General features: G+C 58.6%; 14 protein-coding genes. 4 read left to right on the top strand and 10 right to left on the bottom strand.

From position 1 onward, the window contains the following. Positions 1 to 109 precede the first annotated feature (109 nt). Positions 110 to 466: an L-rhamnose mutarotase gene (locus CV013_RS08555; protein ID WP_102154846.1), complete on the top strand. Its 357-nt coding sequence runs from the start codon at positions 110 to 112 to the stop codon at positions 464 to 466. On the opposite strand, the gene CV013_RS08550 is transcribed toward CV013_RS08555, so the two are convergent. Continuing rightward, entirely contained in the window at positions 457 to 1,203 is a 747-nt protein-coding gene (locus CV013_RS08550) for a FadR/GntR family transcriptional regulator (protein ID WP_102154845.1), read from the bottom strand. The genes CV013_RS08555 and CV013_RS08550 overlap by 10 nt on opposite strands. A 147-nt stretch (positions 1,204 to 1,350) precedes the next feature. On the opposite strand from CV013_RS08550, the gene CV013_RS08545 reads away from it, so the two are divergent. The 3 genes from CV013_RS08545 to CV013_RS08535 all read left to right on the top strand — a co-directional run bounded on the left by CV013_RS08545 (position 1,351) and on the right by CV013_RS08535 (position 6,730). Then, complete coding sequence (locus CV013_RS08545) at positions 1,351 to 2,499, top strand: mandelate racemase/muconate lactonizing enzyme family protein (RefSeq protein ID WP_102154844.1); 1,149 nt, start codon at positions 1,351 to 1,353, stop codon at positions 2,497 to 2,499. A gap of 35 nt (positions 2,500 to 2,534) precedes the next feature. Continuing rightward, positions 2,535 to 3,794 carry an MFS transporter gene (locus CV013_RS08540; protein ID WP_102154843.1) on the top strand — a complete coding sequence of 420 codons (1,260 nt, stop codon included), beginning with the start codon at positions 2,535 to 2,537 and terminating at the stop codon, positions 3,792 to 3,794. Between the two features lie 95 nt (positions 3,795 to 3,889). Then, a complete protein-coding gene (locus CV013_RS08535; RefSeq protein WP_190276458.1) occupies positions 3,890 to 6,730 on the top strand; it encodes a TonB-dependent receptor in 2,841 nt (946 codons plus the stop codon). A gap of 146 nt (positions 6,731 to 6,876) precedes the next feature. On the opposite strand, the gene CV013_RS08530 is transcribed toward CV013_RS08535, so the two are convergent. The 9 genes from CV013_RS08530 to CV013_RS08490 are packed head-to-tail and all read right to left on the bottom strand — an operon-like array spanning position 6,877 to position 18,041. Further along, on the bottom strand, positions 6,877 to 9,993 hold the full coding sequence (locus CV013_RS08530; RefSeq protein ID WP_102154842.1) for an alpha-L-rhamnosidase: 3,117 nt from the start codon (positions 9,991 to 9,993) through the stop codon (positions 6,877 to 6,879). Between the two features lie 2 nt (positions 9,994 to 9,995). Then, the gene (locus CV013_RS08525; RefSeq protein ID WP_102154841.1) at positions 9,996 to 10,907 is read right to left on the bottom strand and encodes an amidohydrolase family protein; all 912 of its coding nucleotides are present in this window, start codon (positions 10,905 to 10,907) and stop codon (positions 9,996 to 9,998) included. A gap of 26 nt (positions 10,908 to 10,933) precedes the next feature. Further along, entirely contained in the window at positions 10,934 to 11,683 is a 750-nt protein-coding gene (locus CV013_RS08520; protein WP_102154840.1) for an SDR family NAD(P)-dependent oxidoreductase, read from the bottom strand. Beyond that, positions 11,680 to 12,534, bottom strand: coding sequence for a fumarylacetoacetate hydrolase family protein (locus CV013_RS08515; RefSeq protein ID WP_102154839.1), 855 nt, complete (start codon positions 12,532 to 12,534; stop codon positions 11,680 to 11,682). Before CV013_RS08515 ends, CV013_RS08520 begins: the two co-directional genes overlap by 4 nt. A gap of 19 nt (positions 12,535 to 12,553) precedes the next feature. Continuing rightward, positions 12,554 to 13,762 (bottom strand): L-rhamnonate dehydratase, encoded by a 1,209-nt coding sequence (rhmD, locus tag CV013_RS08510; protein WP_102154838.1) that lies wholly within the window; start codon positions 13,760 to 13,762, stop codon positions 12,554 to 12,556. Next, entirely contained in the window at positions 13,759 to 15,150 is a 1,392-nt protein-coding gene (locus tag CV013_RS08505; protein ID WP_102154837.1) for a glycoside hydrolase family 140 protein, read from the bottom strand. The genes rhmD and CV013_RS08505 overlap by 4 nt, the downstream gene beginning before the upstream one ends. After that, on the bottom strand, positions 15,147 to 15,911 hold the full coding sequence (locus CV013_RS08500; RefSeq protein WP_102154836.1) for an SDR family NAD(P)-dependent oxidoreductase: 765 nt from the start codon (positions 15,909 to 15,911) through the stop codon (positions 15,147 to 15,149). Before CV013_RS08500 ends, CV013_RS08505 begins: the two co-directional genes overlap by 4 nt. Continuing rightward, positions 15,908 to 17,047: an FMN-dependent L-lactate dehydrogenase LldD gene (gene lldD, locus CV013_RS08495; RefSeq protein WP_102155158.1), complete on the bottom strand. Its 1,140-nt coding sequence runs from the start codon at positions 17,045 to 17,047 to the stop codon at positions 15,908 to 15,910. Before lldD ends, CV013_RS08500 begins: the two co-directional genes overlap by 4 nt. 13 nt (positions 17,048 to 17,060) lie before the next feature. Further along, complete coding sequence (locus tag CV013_RS08490) at positions 17,061 to 18,041, bottom strand: sugar phosphate isomerase/epimerase family protein (RefSeq protein ID WP_102154835.1); 981 nt, start codon at positions 18,039 to 18,041, stop codon at positions 17,061 to 17,063. Between the last annotated feature and the right edge of the window lie 42 nt (positions 18,042 to 18,083).

Raw genomic sequence — 18,083 nt, 5'->3', positions numbered from 1 at the left:
TCATACATAAGATGTATTATGTTTAGGGCAGTATGCTCATGCACGTCAATCGCTCTCGTCAAACGAATTCGATTGGCGCAATCAGGGACGAAGGAAACAGGAGAGTGTGATGGCTATTGAGCGACGCTGCTTCGCAGTCGATCTGCACAACGATGCCGAAATGATCGCGGCCTATCGCCGCTGGCATGAACCAGGAGGCCCGCCCGCCGCAGTTAGTAACGCGATCCGTGCCGATGGAGTAATCTCGCTACAAATATGGCAGATCGCAGACCGTATGTTCATGATTATGGAGCAGGATAGCGAACTCGCACCTGACCCCCATGTCAAAAAGCAGCGTGATGCTGCGAATCCCGAAGTTGCCGAGTGGGACCGGATGATGGCCGCATTTCAAAGACCGTTGCCATCTTCCCCTGATCAGACCTGGGTGGAGATGGAACGCATTTATGACCTGCGCGATCAGCCCTGAGCTTTACGAACCGAATCGGTCCGCCGCTTCGTCCACGAACCGGAGATATGCTCCCGCATAGCGTCCCTTGCCGCTTGGGGATCCCGCACCATGATCGCATCGAACACTTTGCGATGGGCCGCCTGAGTCAGTTTGACATGTTCGACACTGAGCTTGCCCGAATAGGCATGAGTGCGGAGCGCTTCGGACTGGATACCATCGATGATGGCCTTGCTCAGCCGGTCACCCGACATACGCATAATGATGTCGTGAAAGCGCAAGTCTTCATGAACATAGGCCGAGGGAATAGTGACGAGTTCCTCCAGCTTTTCGATCTGACCGGCGAGCTCCTCACGTTGTTCATCGGTCCCCTCGCGGGCGGCGTTGGCCGCCATTTCCGATTCAAGCAGCACGCGGACCTGAGAGAGATTGTCCAGATATCGCAGGCCCTCCTCACCCTTGAACAGAGCGGACAGGATAACCGGATCGAGCATGTTCCATGCCTGATTTTCACGAACGATCGTGCCGCGCCCTTGCTGCGTCACGACTAAGCCCTTCTCAATCAGGGCGGTTGTCGCTTCACGCACAACCGTCCGGCTTACCTCGTACATCTCGCAAAGCATATTCTCTGGCGGCAAGGCTGTGCCGACCGGATAGGTTCCGGCGACGATCAGGTTCACCAGATCCTCAACCACCGCGGTGGACAGCCGTGGCCGACGTCTTGCTCGCGGAGGATTTCCGACAGTTTCCTTGGTCATATTCTTGCCCCGATGGGAAGTGGAACGATTCCTTTCCGCTTGTCCTTCAAGCAAAATCACGTCAAGGGCTTGCTTGTTAGAAAAGATAATACATACTATGTTTCGAAGCAGAGGGGTCGGTCAGGCTTGTTACGGGGTGCGAAAGGCATGAAAGTTACCGGATATCGTTCACTGGTCACCACTCACGATTGGGGGCGTCCGGTTGGCGATGTAAACGGAATCATTCAGGACGGCATTACGGAAGTTCCCGTTCTGCTGCTCGAAACGGATGGTGGACTGACAGGCGTTGGCCTTGGTCAGCATGCCGATATCGCGCGCGTTTTCCGCGCCGTGGAGGGCAAAGATCCGCGGGCAGTAACTGCGATCTATGATGCGATGCTGTCGCAGGTCTTCAAAAGCGGTCACGCTGGCGCAACTTTCGGTGCCATTGCCGCAGTCGACATGGCGTTATGGGACCTCAAGGCGAAAATGGCCGACGAACCGCTCTGGCGAACCTTGGGGGCGTTGGACCGATTTATCCCCGGTTATGCATCTGGTTTGTGCCACGGCCTTTCCGACAGTGAGTTCGAGGCACACTACCAAAGCTGGAGCGATCGCGGGTTTTCTTCCGCCAAGATCAAGGGCGGCGCAGATCTGGCGCGTGACGTCGAACGTCTTAAAACCGTCCGTGACATTATGTCGAAAAACAGTTCACGCCCGGGTCTTATGCTGGACGTAAACGAAGCCTGGAACGCCAAGCAGGCGATCCGCCATCTTCACGAAATCGAAGGGCAACTCGATCTTACCTGGATCGAGGAGCCTGTGCGGCGCTGGGATGCGGCCGGGCTAGCCAGCGTTTCAAGGGCTTGCCGCGCTGCAGTTGCCTCAGGCGAGAATCTAACCGGGCTCGACCAGTATGCCCCTCTGTTCGAGGCGCGCGCGCTTGATGTCGTTCAAACAGGCAGTGTTTGGGGTATCACCCACTTTCTGCGCGTGGCGCTTGCTGCCCATTCGCGCAATTTGCCGATTTCTCCGGTAGGCTACGACGCAAATCCCGCGGCACACGTAGCGGCGGCCATCCCCAATCTGATGGGCATCGAAGTGCAGGATTGGAAATGGCCCGCAGGCCTGTCCGTCGACCAATCTATCGAAGCCGGTGGAATCAGGCTGGGCGATAGTCCGGGTCTTGGTATCGAAGTGAATGAGGCCGAGTTGGAGCCTAAGGCCGGCGACGGATGGGCCGCGACCGAGGGGCCTCACTGCAGGCCGCGACAGGCAGGGCTCCAACTGGCACCAACAGGCCATATTCAGAAGTAAGCTCCACGCAAAATAGAATAAAACGGGAGAGACAAATGGGAACCGCAAAGGCCCCGGCTGACGCCTACCTGCTGGGCCCGCAGCGCATGAGGCTGCAGCTTTCTTTGATGGTGAACTTCTTCCTGCTGATGGCGCTCTACAGCGGCGTTCTGGGGGTGTTGTTACCCAATCAGATCGCTGAACTGGATGAAGGATCCAAGGCCAACAATCTGGCGCTGCTGTTTGCAGTGACATCGATCTTCTCGACGCTCGCTACGCCAATTGCCGGCGCGCTGTCAGATCGCACGCGCAGCCGGTGGGGCAAACGTTCGCCATGGATCGCCATCGGATCGTTGTTCGGGTCTCTGGCGCTGTTCGGCGTATCGTGGATGACGAGTTTCTGGTCGCTGATGGTGCTCTGGGTGATGGCGGCCATCGCTTACAACTCAATGCAACCGGCAATGACGACACTGATAGCGGACCGCTTTGCGCCTGAATCCCGTGGTTCCGTTTCCGGTCTGGTCGGGGCGGGCATGACTGGCGGATTGACAGCAGGAACAGTTGTTGCCGGTTATCTCGCCGGCGAACGAGTGCTAGCCTATGGGCTGTTTGCAGGCGCCATTCTGGTATCGTGCCTTGCGTTTGTGGCCATCAATCGCGAGCCTGCCAGCGACGCCATGCCTCGCCGCCCCATTGTGTGGGGCGAATTCTTCAGGGGCTTCTGGATTTCGCCCAAGAAGCATCCCGATTTTGCGTGGGCCTTTGCAAGCCGCTTCCTGATTTACATGGGATATCAGGCCGTGGCCGCCTATCTCCTGTACATCCTTCGCGATTACATCGGCCTTGCGGATGAGGCATCGAATATCGCTATCGCGAATCTCGCCATGGTGACGCTTGTCTGCCTCGTCACGTCGTCGCTTGTCTCTGGCTGGCTGTCGGACAAGTTCCAGCGGCGCAAGCCATTCGTCATTCTTGGCAGCCTGATCATGGGTTGCGCGATGGTCTCGCCTCTCATCTCGCCCGATATGGGCGGAATGTGGACATATGCCGCGATCATCGGGGTTGGATACGGAATGTTCATGTCCATCGACATGGCGTTGATGACTCAAGTTTTGCCCGAAAGCGCTTTGGGCGACGAAGGCAAAGATTTGGGCATCCTGACAACAGCTGTGAACATTCCGCAGATTCTCAGCCCCATTATGGCAGCCATATTATTGAATTTGTTCGCGAATGATTACAGCGCAATCTTCTGGGCTGCGGTGATTTTCGTGTTCGCATCGGCGCTTTGCGTGATGCCAATACGATCAGTCCGTTGAAAAATTATACATCATATGTATGATGTCATTTGACACCTGCGTCATTTCAACGCAGTAGGATCGAAACCAAAACAAATTTTCGGAGAGGGAGTATCATGGCGTTCAAGACCATTATCTATCGCTCGACCTTGTTGAGCGCCGCAAGCACAGCAGCAATGCTCGTGGCAAGCCCGGCGGCAGCGCAGGACGCAGCAGCAGAGAGCCAGTTGCCACAAGATCAGAATGAAGCCGTGTCGGACAACGCGATTATCGTGACCGGCATCCGGGCTTCACAGCAAGCCTCCATCGACATCAAGCGTAACTCGGTTGCTGTGGTCGATTCGATCGTTGCTGAAGATCTGGGCAAGTTGCCCGACCAGAACGTCGCCGAATCGCTTCAGCGTATCGCCGGCGTCACCATCGAGCGGAACCGCGGCGAGGGCCGTTTTGTGACCGTTCGTGGCTTTGGTCCTAAGTTCAACGCCGTCACGGTCAATGGCCGCACACTGGCGACCGACAACAATGGCCGCGAATTCTCGTTCGACGTGCTGCCTTCCGAAATCATCTCGGGTGCCGACGTCTACAAGTCGCCGCAGGCCAATCTTAACGGCTCGTCCATTGGCGCTACTGTGGACGTCAAGACCCTCCATCCGCTGGATCAGCGCGAAAACTCGATGGTTGCCGCCAGCGCGAATGCAATGTGGTCGGAAATGCGCGACTCCCTCAACCCTGAATTTTCGGGCGTCGCCAGCTGGAAGAATGATGCAGGTAGCTTTGGTGTCGCCCTTTCAGGGGTTTATTCCGAACAGAAGACGCGCGACGACGAGTTCACGATCGGCGCGGGGCATGTGAAGCGCGGTAGTGTACAGCCTCAGGTGGCCGCGGACGCGAATAACAACATTCCCGGGCGAGCAAAGGATTACTGGTTCGGCCGCACCGGCGCCGGCGTGACGGAATTCAGCGGCGTAGATATGCCGTCGAACCTGTCGCCGTTTTTCTTCGAACGCGATCTGAAACGATGGGCCGTGAACGGCTCGGTGCAGATGCGCCCGGACGATACCTTTACAGTCACCATCGATGGGCTGCATTCGAAGGCCAGGTTCATCGAACAGCAGACCGGCCTTGCCTACGACTTTTCAGGCGGAACGCTGGTCGAGCACGTGGTCGATGGCGGTAGCATCGTCGACAATTTCGATCTTGGCAACGGGACCACCGCCAACGGAGTGCAGGTGGGCGGCGAAACACTCTATCAGCGCATTGAAGGTGGCTTCGTCGACCAGATCATCCAGCGCGACGATCGCAGCGTGACCACCGATCAGTTTGGCGTAAACGTCGACTGGAAACCGACCGACACGTTCCAGATGCGGTTCGACGGATCATATTCCAAGGCCGAGCGCCGCGGTAAAGAAAACAACGACTTCACCACGATCCGTCGCAAAAACGTCGATCTTTACTACGATCGTCGTTCGGGCAGTCCAATCTACGACTATGGCTTCTCAAGCCCCAATTACAGTAACGCAGCGACCAATCCGCAAGGCATAACCGCGCACTATTACATCTGGGGTGGCGGCGCCGACATTGACGACGAGATTCTGGAATACAGAGTCGACGCCGAATGGAATCCGGGCCGAGGCCCGCTGACCTTCTCTGGCGGCATGTTCAAGAACAACCGCACCAAGACCATCACTGGAGCTGAAATGCCCTTCGGCCAGCAGTGCGCCTATTGCGGATCGGATCGGACACTCCCCGAATCGTTCTTCTCGCCCACCGACCGGGACTTCTTCTCGGGTTATGACGGTGATATTATTCATGACTGGCTCTATTACGATCCGCGTGCTCTGATCCTCCAGATCAACCAGTATGCTCAGGAAGATGGGCGCACGTTCGATCCCGCCGTATTCTCCCCTTCGGCGTCTTCCGAAGTCGACGAAGATGTATGGGGCGGCTACCTGATGGCAGACTGGGGAACCCAGCTTGGCGGCATGGATCTGACCGTCAATGCGGGCCTGCGTTACGAAAACACCAAGTACACCTCGTCCGGCGCATCGCGCACTGTGTTGAGCGCCATGCCGAACGGTCAGGGCCAGAACATCATTGTCTTGTCCGACGTCATACCGGTGAGCTTTCGTGGCGAGTATGAAGACTGGCTGCCTTCGCTCAACGTCAAGCTTGGCGTAACGTCCGACTTCATCCTGCGTATGGCCGCATCGAAAGTCATGACACGCCCGACTTTGTCGGACCTGTCACCGCGCCAGTCGATTCAGACCAATCCGGGCAACGAGACGATCCGTCGCGGCAACCCCGATCTGCAGCCTTTCCGGGCCAAGCAGGTCGAACTGGGTGCGGAGTGGTATTTCGCAAACAACTCGCTGCTGTCAGGGGCTGTATTCTACAAGAAAATCGATTCCTTCGTCACGCTCGTCACCACACCACAAGTTGTCGATCAGGTAACCTTCCAGGTCACCGTGCCCGACAACGGCGAAGGTGCGACGGTCAAGGGTTTCGAAATCGGCTACCGTCAATCGTTTGCCAACTGGCTGCCAGCCCCCTTCGACGGTTTCGGCGTCCAGACAAGCTTCAACTATACCGACTCCGATGCTGAATATACGAACGCGGTAGCGAACGTGGACTTCGGCCTCGAAGGGCTTTCAGAATACTCGTACAGTCTGGTCGGCTATTACGAAAAGAACGGTCTGCAGGCACGCCTCGCGTACACATATCGTGACAACTTCCTGCAAGTCGCATCGGGTCGTAATGGCGAACCGGAATATTTCGATGCCTATGGCCAGTTGGATGCCAGTGTCTCGTACGACCTGACTGACAACTTCACTGTGTATGCCGACGTCATCAACCTGAACAACGCGAAAGAGTTCCTCTACTCGGTGTCGCCTGACAGAACGAAAGAGTATCGCCAGACCGGCCGTCGTGTTTCCGCAGGTGTACGCCTGCGCTTTTAATCATCAGTCCCCTCCAGGACGAAAAACTGCGCCCCGGCTTGCCAACGCAAGCCGGGGCATTCTCTATGTGAAGGCTTGGCGTAGCGGGCAGCAAGCAAGCGCAGCGGTGCCGCAAGCGGTGCAATTCCCTCGCCTGCGGGCTCCAGTCAGCGAGTGAATTGGAAGCGGCCGCCTGCAATCTCGAACGAAGTGCATTCGTTTGCAGTCGCAAGAGCTGAAATGCGCGGATCATCCTCGATACACTGGCCATCGATCAACCAGCCGCCTGCGGGCAACTGAACCTCGGCGACAGTATTGGCAGGCACCGTCAACGACAGCGCTGTGAGGCCAGATGCATCGCCATCCGTCGTGGTCTCGATCACACCCATAACGGAATCGTACCGAGCCGAAACACGCCCAACGTCAGGCAACCAGAGCGGCCGCACCGCTATTCGCCGGAATCCGGGCGCGGCCGGTGCGATCCCAGCCAGCCGACGATAGAAGAACCCGACTACTGCACCGAAAGCGTAGTGGTTGTAGCTGTTCATCGAAAGGTCGCCGGTGTCGCCGTTCCACCGCTCCCACACCGTAGTGGCACCCTGCGTGGGCATATAGCCCCAGCTGGGATACCCGGTCTGCAACAATAGGCCTGAAACGTCCTTCAAAAGCCCCGCGTCGGCCAGAACGTCGAGCAGGTAGGGCGTGCCAAGAAACCCGGTGGACAGCTTCATACCGCGACGGTGAATATCGGCAGAAAGGATTCCGGCCGCCTTCTGACGAAGGCCATCGGGAACCAGCCCGAAGGCAAGCGAGAGCACCTGACCGGTCTGGCTGCCATTCCCGCACGTTCCGTCAGCCGCCACAAATTCACGAACGAACGCAGTGCCGATCCCTTCCCGCAAAGATGAAAAACGCCCCGCAGCATGTTCGCGGCCAGAGGCTGTGGCCATCTGCGCCATAAGTTCGGCAGACCAGGCCCAATAGGCCGTTGCACATAAAGCGCGGGGCGTCGTTTCGTCATCGGGCTTGATTGCATCGACCGAGAGCCAGTCACCCAAATCCAGCCCGCGCTTGTGACGCCAGACCAGATCGGGATTGTGCTGCTCCAGATAGTCCATCCAGCGCTGCATCGCATCCCAGTTCTCTTCGATGACCGCCGTGTCGCCATATCGCTGCCAAAGCTGCCACGGGAGAATAATGCCCGCCTCACTCCAGCCCGCAGTGGCAACATCGGGGAACGATTGCGGTTGCGGGACAACAATCGGATAGGCACCGTCTTCCCGCTGCGCCGCACGCGCTTCCATCAGAAAGCGCCGTATAAAGGGATCGACCTCCATATTGAACGCTGCGGCATCGAGGAACACCTGAATATCCCCCATCCACCCCATGCGTTCGTCTCGCTGCGGGCAATCGGTAGGCACCGAGAAGAAATTGCTCCGCTGGCTCCAGAGTGCATTGTTCCAGATTTTCTGCAGCAATGGCGCATCATGGAATGTCATTGCGCCGGTCTCTCGGCAGGCGCTGTAAACCACCACGCCTTCGGCACTGTCCGCAGTTAAATCGCCGGGATATCCTTCAATCTCGACATATCGGAAGCCATGGTAGGAAAAGCTCGGTTCGAATATCTCCTGCCCATCGTCTGCCAGAATATAGCGATCCGTCGCGCGCGCCAGTCGCAGGTTCGACTGATCAACCGTGCCATCGGCATTTAGCAGTTCGGCGAAGCGCATGGTGATCTGCGTTCCTGCTGGCCCGGCGGCCGACAAGCGCACCCAGCCCGAAAAATTCTGCCCGAAGTCGAGGACATAGCGCCCGGCCACAGGCTCGCTAATCGAAATTGGGCGAAGGCTGTCCATGCGCCTTAGTACAGGCGCGGTCTGCGCCTCCAGCCGCACCTCTGGCGCTTCACCTACAGGCGCGTCGGACCAGCGCGCATCGTCGAACTCCGACTTGTCCCATCCCGGCTGATCGAGCCGCGCGTCGCGCATTTCTCCATCATAGATTTCCGATACCAGGACCGGCGCAACCGAAGACTTCCACCCCGGTCCTGTCGTTATTGTCTGCCTGCGCCCGTCGGCTAGCTCGACATGCAGTACCGCAGAGAAACGACGCGGGGGCGGGCCAAACCCATACCGTTCGATCCGCCAGCCGAAGGGGGACGCATACCAGCCATCGCCGATCATCGCACCAATGGCATTCATACCCTGCCGCACCAGCTCGGTCACGTCATAGCATTGATATAGCAGGTGATCGGATGCCACCGTTATTTCCGGTGCAAGGACAGCTTCTTCCGTTGCACGACCATTGATGGAGACTTTGTACGCCCCAAGCGCAGTTGCATACAGGCGAGCTGAAACGACAGGCGCATCGAGATCGAATTCGCGCCGAAGCAATATGGCTGGTTCACTCGGACATGGATAGCCCCGGGCCCACGATCCGCTGGGCTGCGGAACTTGCCACTCGCCACTGCCGAAATCCGGTTGGCACCAGCCCAGAGGTGGATCAGGCATCACACGCCACGCGGCACCGGGAATCCGGCCGGTAGAGCCATCGGCGCGATGCACGCGGATCAACGCCGCGAAGGCGCCGCCATCAACCGGGAAGAAGCCTTCGGTGTCGGCTTCGACCAAGGCGCATATGACATTTCGGCCCGGACGAATCTGGCCATGATATTCACCAAGAACGCCCCAGAATGGCAAATCGCTATCCCACCCGAATGGCCAGTTGGGCTTGCAGGCGCAGCCATTAATCCAAACCCCGCGCAGATGATCTTTGCCTGACACGAGCACGTCGCAGCCCACCAGATCGGCGGGTGCATCGAATTCCAGACGGAAGCCATGCGGCCTCGGATCCAATGCGTCTCCGCTCCACAGCCATGGAATGCCAGCGGCGCGATCGGCAGCGGCATCATCGTCTTCCGCCACAATCCAGTCGGCCTTCCAGTCCGCCGGATTCATCAGACCAGCTTCGAACCACGCCGGATCCGACGTGGCGCTCTGCCCCTGATCATCGCAAGTTTCGACCTGCCACCAGACCCGCTGTCCAGTGGTAAGCGGCGCGCCGCCATGTGGAATATCCAGACTGTTGCCCGACCGTACAGGGCCACTATCCCACAGCAACGGACCGGATTTTAGCGCTTCCCTGCTATCGGCCGACTGAATTCGGTAGCTGACCTGAAACGCCCCGGCGCGATCTGCCTCCATCCGCCAGGACAGACGTGGATGAGGCGACTGTGTCCCCAGCAGATCGACAGTATGTTCGGCACGAAGATCGACAGGCCCCATCCCTACAGCTTCAGCCCCATCCGGTAGATACGATTGGCGTTACCGCCGAACAGCGCTGCCCGTTCATCGTCGCTGAAAGCGGATGTGATGGAATCGTATGCGTTGAAATATTTATCGAAAGAAGCGAACAGCTTGTCGGTCGGGAAATTGCTGGCAAACATGGCCCTGTCGATGCCAAATATCTCAATCGTGTCGAGAACATAGGAGCGCGCCTGCTCCTCGCTCCACGGGTTCCAGGTGAAACCCATGCCGGAAATCTTGGCTGCCACATTGGGAAGCGCAGCCAATGCGCGCATACCGTTACGCCATACGTTCCAGCCGTCTTCATCCTCGGGGATGGCCATGCCCGTGTGGTTCAGGATCACCTGCGTATCGGGATGTCGACCGATCAGGCCGGCAAGATGGTCCATCTGCCCCGGATAGGCCTGCAGATCGAAACTGAGCCCATATTTATTGAGCAGGCCGAACCCGCGCTCCCACTCTTCGCAAAGAGTGATATCTTCCGGGCCGTAGCTTCGCGCCGGATCGGGATGCCAGCTTACGATCTGTCGGATACCCCGCACATTGGCATAGCTCGACTGCGCTTCGAGTACGGCTTCCACACCCTTATCTTCCAGCATCGCGAAGGCGACGATGGCATTGGGCTTCCCATAACGGTCAGCCATTTGCTGGAGCCACCGCGTCTCTTTAATGGCGTCGCCGGGATGAGCGCCGGCATCGATATGAACGATGCCGCACACATCCCATGCGGACGCATCTTCAAGATAGGAATCGAGCGAATAGTCGACTGCAATCGACTGCACACTGCCATTCGGATTATCGGTATCGAATGGCGGCGAAAGCCACGGATAACGGATGTGCGACAGATCCCACAAATGGACATGTGGATCGACCAGCGGTGGACGTTTTGCCATGGCTCTCCCCAGTGCTTTCCGGTTGGCTAGAATGTCGTCCGGCCGCCGGAAGTGTCGAAGGTGGAAGCAGTGGTGAAGCTGCATTCCTCGCTGGCCATGAAACAGATCATGGCAGCACTTTCCTCCACTTCGCCCAGGCGCCCCATCGGTATCTTCGATCGCATGTAATCCACCTGGCTTTGCGGAAGCTGCGCCAGGATCGGGCTTTCGAACGTAGCCGGTGTCAGCGCGTTGGCGATGACACTCCGTCCCGCCAGCTCTTTGCCAAGCGACTTGGTAAGGCCGATGACTGCGGCTTTCGACGCGGAATAGGCGCTGGCGTTCGGGTTGCCTTCCTTGCCAGCGACCGACGCCACATTGACGATACGGCCATAACTGCCATCCAGCATAAATGGCACGATCGCGCGATTGCAGTAGAAAAGGCCGTGAACATTGATTTCAAACACGCGCTGCCAGCTATCGACAGGGAATTCATGAACCGGCGCGGTAGCACCGGTTATGCCTGCGGAACACACGAGCACGTCGATCTTCCCAAGCGCTTCTGCACTCTCAGCAGCGGCGGCGGAGACTTGTTGAACATCCGACACGTCGAGAGCCCTGATGTCGCAAGCACCGGTTTCCCGCTGTGCCTCAGCCAGCAAATCGCTGTTGAGGTCCCACAGCGACACACGCGCACCTTCGGCAACCATACGGGCCGCAACCGCTTTTCCGAGGCCAGAGGCGCCACCGGTCACAATGGCGCAGCGTCCGGCGAAACGTCCTTCGAAAACACTCATGCCGGTTGCCACGCGACAAAATCCTGCCGCTGACGGCCAAGATTTTCGATGCCCAGCTCAACAACATCGCCAGCTTTCAGATACCAGGGCTCAGGCTTCTGGCCCAAGCCGACACCCGGAGGTGTCCCGGTTGTGATGATATCGCCAGGCTCCAGCGTCATGAACTGCGAGAGATAGGAAACGATCTCGGCAACACCGAAAATCATAGTGGAGGTCGAACCGTCCTGCACTCGCTTGCCATTGACGTCGAGCCACATGGAAAGCTGCTGCGGATCGCCCACCTCGTCTGCGGTGACCATCCAGGGACCGACCGGGCCAAAAGTGGGGAAGCCCTTGCCTTTATCCCATGTCGCGCCGCGCTCGGTCTGCCAGTGGCGTTCGGACACGTCGTTTATAACGCAGTAGCCCGCAACGTAATCGAGCGCATCGCTCTCGCTTACATATGATGCGCGCGATCCGATCACGATGCCCAGTTCCACTTCCCAATCGGTCTTTTCCGAATCTTTCGGAATTGTGACCGGATCGTTCGGCCCCTGAATGCAGCTGACCCATTTCTGGAACACCACGGGCTCTTCCGGGATCGGCAGGTTGGATTCCGCCGCGTGATCGGCATAGTTGAGGCCGATGGCAACAAACTGACGCGTGCCGGTCACACACGAGCCATAACGGGGATTGCCGTCCACTACCGGCAGTGAACCGGGATCGATTGCCGCCAGCTTTGCGAGGCTTTCCGGGCTCAGCACTTCCGCGCCGATATCGGCAACGTGGGCGGAAAGGTCGCGGATTTTTCCATCGGCATCGACCAGACCGGGCTTTTCGGCACCGGGCGCGCCAAATCTGCAAAGTTTCATTGTAAGTCCTCGTTCGAATTCAGGAATTGGAATACGGGCGGTGGAGCGCGATCTCAGGATTTAGAGAAACGCCAAAGCCAGGTTGATCGAGCGCGCTGGCGCGGATGCGACCGTTGACAGGCACCGGCTCGCCCAGAAGCTGGGGTGCGAACATAGGGACGACTTCGGTCGGCCCCGGATGCATCATCAGGAATTCGGCAAATGGAGAATTGTGGCGCGTGATGACGAAGTGATAGCTGTAAACCGACGATCCGTGAGGGATCATCATAACACCACGGCTGTCCGCATAACTGGCGATCTTGATAAGTTCGGTAACGCCGCCACACCAGCCAACATCGGGCTGGATAATGTCGCAGCATTCCATGTCCATCAGCATACGGAAACCCCAGCGGGTCGCCTCATGCTCGCCGGTTGTGACAAGCAGGCCCTTGGGCGCATTCTTCTTCAGCGCCGCGTACCCCCAGTAATCGTCGGGAGATAGCGCTTCTTCGATCCACTTGAGGCCGCATTCGTCCCAAGCTCGATGCGCCAACCGCGTCGCGTAATCGAGATCTAACGACATCCAGCAATCGTACATCAGCCAGAAATCGTCGCCGCATTTCGACCGCATGTCAGCCAGCAGGGAGAGGTTCTTTTCCATCCCCTCCAGTCCTTCGACAGGCCCGTGGTGCAGTGGCAGCTTGCCCCCGATAAAGCCCATCTCTTTGGCCAGATCGGGCCGCGCGCCAGTGGCATAAAATTGCAGCTCGTCGCGCACCGCGCCACCCAGCATGTGATACACCGGTTCGCCGCGCAGCTTGCCCAGCAAATCCCATATCGCCAGATCGACGCCCGAAATGGCGTTTACCGCCAACCCTTTGCGTCCGTAATACTGACTGGAGAAGTACATCTGGTCCCAGATCTTCTCATATTCGGCGGGACTGCGACCGATCAGGAAGCGGGAGAGGTGTTTCTCAACAATATAGCAAGCAGGCTCGCCACCAGTGGTCACCGCGAATCCGATGGTGCCATCTTCGGCTTCCAGTTCGACCACCAGAGTGCCAAGCACATTGATGCCAAAGCTCTGCCGCGACTGGCGGTATTCGGGATAACGCGACATCGGCGTCGCGATATGGTCGTCGATCCAGTGCCCGTCGCCCTGATCGTGATAATCGGCCCCACCCCCGCGCACCGTAAAGGCACGTACGTGCTTAATTTTGGGCAGTCCTTTGGTGGCAGCCACAGTCATGACGGATCCTCTGTGTTATCGAGCACAAGTACCCAGTCGTTACCAGGCGCGGTTGCGCCCGGTGGGTCGAAACGATGTGTGCCACTGTTGTCGATAGTTCCGATGTCCCGCCAGCCACCGTCGCGCGGCGAGTACCAGCGGGCACGAAGCATATCCCCGGCAATCCTGCCTAACGCCACAGTGAACGGCGCGCCGGTATAGCTGTATGCAAATGCATAGCGTTCGCCCCGGCTGGCCAGAACACGATCATAACGCGTGCCATTGTTCACGATAAGCGACTGATCGGGCACACGCTCCAGCATGGGGTAAGCTTCAATAAGTGCGCGCAGATGATGCATTTGCAGCGCACCGGGAGCCAGCAACGCCTTGTCCCAGCGCGTATCCGCTTCGAAATTGGCCGTTGGCGCGCCCACGACATACATTTGCATGACGTTGTTCTCACCATAGGTATGACCGAACGCGCCTGCCATCACTGCCCACCACGCGTAGCGTCGTGCATCTTCGGCCTGCCAGCGGGGCTGGTTCTCTTCGTGCAATCCGTGTGGGATATTCTCATACGACGGCTCTCCGTCGATCGTCGGCTTTATAGGCGTACGGGCCCAGTCCTCCGCCACATAACGCCAGTTATCTTCGGCGCGTGCATGCGGCCCTTCCTGTGCGTAGGACCGATGACCTGACTGGAACATATTGAAATCCAGCCAGGGTGCCTCGTGATACTGCCATGACGAAGCTGTCCGGCCGATCGGGTGGAAGGTCATCAGTTGATCGGGCGCAATACACTTGATCGTAGTGCCCAGTTCTTCCCACACCTTCGTACGGTTCTCGGCGCGCGTGTCGCCCCCGTTCAGCCAGATGACGTTGGGCTTGTCACCATACCGTTGAGCAAGGAAGCGACCGTAAACCGAAGCATTCTCGAAATTCAGCGCACGCTGATCGGCGATATCGCCCCACGCAGGCACCAGGGCGAGATAGATTCCATGCGCCGCGGCCCGCTCCACCACCCAGTCGAGGTGATCCCAATAATCGTATTCGCCCTGCTTGGCGGGGTCCGCGCCCGGCGTCGTGTAAGGCCGCCCCGGATCACCATCGACCAATGCCGGAGAACCGTTGCGGCTTTCCATTTGCGCCGTGTGCAGGATCATCACCTGCACTACCTTGAAACCCTGTGCCTGCCGTGTGGCAAGGTAATGTTCGGTTTCCTCGCGGTTAAGGCGACTAAGCAGAAGCCATGCAGTGTCCCCCATCCAGAAGAACGGTTTCCCGCCCGCTTCCAGAAAGCGCTGGTTGTCCGATATGCTGAGCGGCGCGACAGGTTCGTTCGCCAGCGCCGCCGGGGCACAGAGCAATCCCGCCAGCAGCGCAGAGATGATGGAACCGCGCCGCATCATTGCAGGTTCACGAACATGCCGCCATCGACCAGCAGAGCCGCGCCGGTAACGTATTCAGCCATATCCGAAGCAAGGAAGACGATGGGGCCGACAATATCCTCGGGCTGCCCCAACCGGCCAAGCGGTGTGCGACTTTCCATATAGGCCCGCTTGGCGTCGTCGGCGAGGTCATCCTTGTTGATCTCGGTAAGGATAGTGCCCGGCAGCACCGAATTGCAGCGAATGCCATGTTTGCCGAGCGCGATCGCCGCCGATTGCATCAGCGAGTGCACACCCGCCTTCGTTGGCGTGTAGTGAGTCTGAAACTCGCCCCCCACCAGCGCCGAGATCGAAGAAACGGCAACGATCGCTCCGCCTTCACCCTGCTCGACCATCTGGCGAGCCGCCGCCTGCACCATGTAATAGGCGCCATGCAGATTAACCCGGAAAGTGCGATCGACAGTCTCCACCGGCATATCGAGAAGCGCATGAAACGGACAGATTCCAGCATTCGAAACCAGCACGTCCACCCGGTCGAATACCGCCACCGCACGGGCGACGAATTCGCCGGATGTCGCGGGATCGGCGACATCGCCCTTCACCGCAATGGCCCGCTGCCCTAACGCTTCGATCTCGGCCACGCAGCTATGCGCCTTGTCGTCGCTTGACGCGTAATTGATCGCGACATCTGCACCATGGCGCGCCGCGCCGATGGCAGCGGCTCTGCCGATCCCGGTCGATCCGCCGGTGACCAGTACGGTCTTACCTTCCAGCAATTTCATTGGTTGTTCTCCGCAAGTATCGACCGATCGATCTCGTCGATCCGGTTCACTCCGGTCAGCGTCATTGCGACATGCATTTCAGCGGCGATCAGCTGCAACAATCTGGCCACGCCTGCCTCTCCCTGAGCCGCGAGAGCCCACAGCCATGCACGGCCCAGCAACACACCGTCGGCACCCAGTGCCAGCATACGGACCACGTCGAGCCCGTTCCGCACGCCACCATCGGCCAGCACAGTCAGCTTTCCCGCCACCGCGTCGGCAATTTCGGGCAACGCCCGCGCGCTCGACCACACGCCGTCCAGCTGGCGGCCGCCATGATTAGACACGACAATTCCATCCGCCCCGATAGCCGCCGCCTCGCGCGCATCGTCGGGGTCGAGAATGCCCTTGATAATCAGCGGGCCGTCCCATTCCTGCCGGATCCAGTCGAGATCCTTCCATTGGATCGATGGATCGAAGTTGCGACCCAGCCACCCCATGTAATCGTTCAGGCCGCTATCTTTACCCAGCACCGGCGCCAGATTGCCCAATGTGTGCGGGCGCCCCCACAGCCCGACATCCCATGCCCAGATCGGCTTACCTATGGCCTGCAAAACGCGACGCAGCGGCGCATTCGGGCCCGACATGCCCGAGTGGGCATCGCGATAGCGCGCGCCGGGCACCGGCATGTCGACAGTGAAGATCAACGCCTCTGCACCGGCAGCCTTTGCGCGGGCGATCAGGTCTTTCATGAAATCGCGATCCCGGATCACGTAAAGCTGGAACCAGAAGGGGTCCGCGCGTTGCGATACGTCCTCGATCGAGCAAATCGAAACGGTCGACAGGCACATCGGGACACCGCCAGCCTTCGCTGCACGCGCAGCCTGCAATTCGCCGCGACGCGCGAACATGCCTGCAATACCGACCGGCCCTAGCGCCACCGGCAGATCGATCTGTCGCCCGAACAGCGTCGTCTTCAAATCGATGCTGGCGACATCTTTCAGCACCCTCTGGCGCAGAGCGATATCGGCAAGATCGGCGACATTGTGGTGGAGTGTCTGCTCGGAATATGCGCCGCCATCTGCATAATCGAACAGGAACCGCGGCACGCGTCTGCGCGCGGCCTCCCGGAAATCATTGGCAGACGATACAATCACGCCGCACACACCATCAGAAGCTGGAGAACAAAGCCTGCCGGGCCAGACCCAGCGCCGTCACCGCGTCATGGCGCAACTGCGCCTCTCGCATCGCTTCGAAATCCAGCTTGTCGAGCGCGCGCTCGACTCCTTTCAGGAAATCGATGGCGGAATTGGCCGCCGCAACGCTATCTTCGCGGAAGGGGAACTGATCGAGCTGCCAGACGCCTTCCCAGTTGTTCTTACGCAGGGTGTAGAAAAATTCGAACAGCTCGATCGGGTGGACAGAACCGGCGATCAGATCGTCGTCCCAGCTGCGGAAATTGTCGTTTACGTCCATGCCGAACAGGCGGCCGTGATCGATCGCGAGCTGCGCGGCGTCCGCAGGGCTTTCCCCGCCGTAAAGCGAGTGCCCGAAGTCGAGCAATATGCCGACATTGGGCAGGCCAATCTTCTCGATCCCCAACAGAGTGCGGGATACGCTGTCGAAGCTCATGTGCACGCGCGGTTCGCGTGGCTTGTATTCAATCACGAACTGCAGGTCGGGATTTTGTTCGGCAAGCTCGCCGATGCCGTCCATGCTCGCTTTCCACAACGAACCGTGATCGACCTGAAAGGGATAATCCCATCCATCCTGCCCCGGCCACAGTTTCACATATTTGGCGCCGAAGTGACGGACGACATCGGCCGCTTCGTTGCACATCTCGTTCGCAAGGCGCCGAATTCCCACATCGGGGTTAGTGAAGGCACCTTTCGCGAACCGGCGCGTATAAATCTCTGGCGTGATGCCGATTACCGATAACTCGTTGCGATCGAGCGCCTTATCGATCGCATCCAGCGACAGCGCAGGATCGGCAAATGGGAAATTAATGTCGACAACCGAAAGGTCATCGACCTGCCCCGCCAGATCGATCATTTCGATTAAGGTGCGTGGCGGACCATATCCGTCGGTCGCATAGCGATCCACATAAGTGGCGAAGTGCCAGATACCTGCACCGAATTTCTGATTTCCCACTCTTCTGTCCTCGTCCCAAATTATTGTTGTCGACCAAATGGC

This window comes from Tsuneonella flava (genome assembly GCF_002870965.1).
GTDB lineage: Bacteria > Pseudomonadota > Alphaproteobacteria > Sphingomonadales > Sphingomonadaceae > Tsuneonella > Tsuneonella flava.
This window is presented reverse-complemented; position numbering and strand designations above follow the sequence as displayed.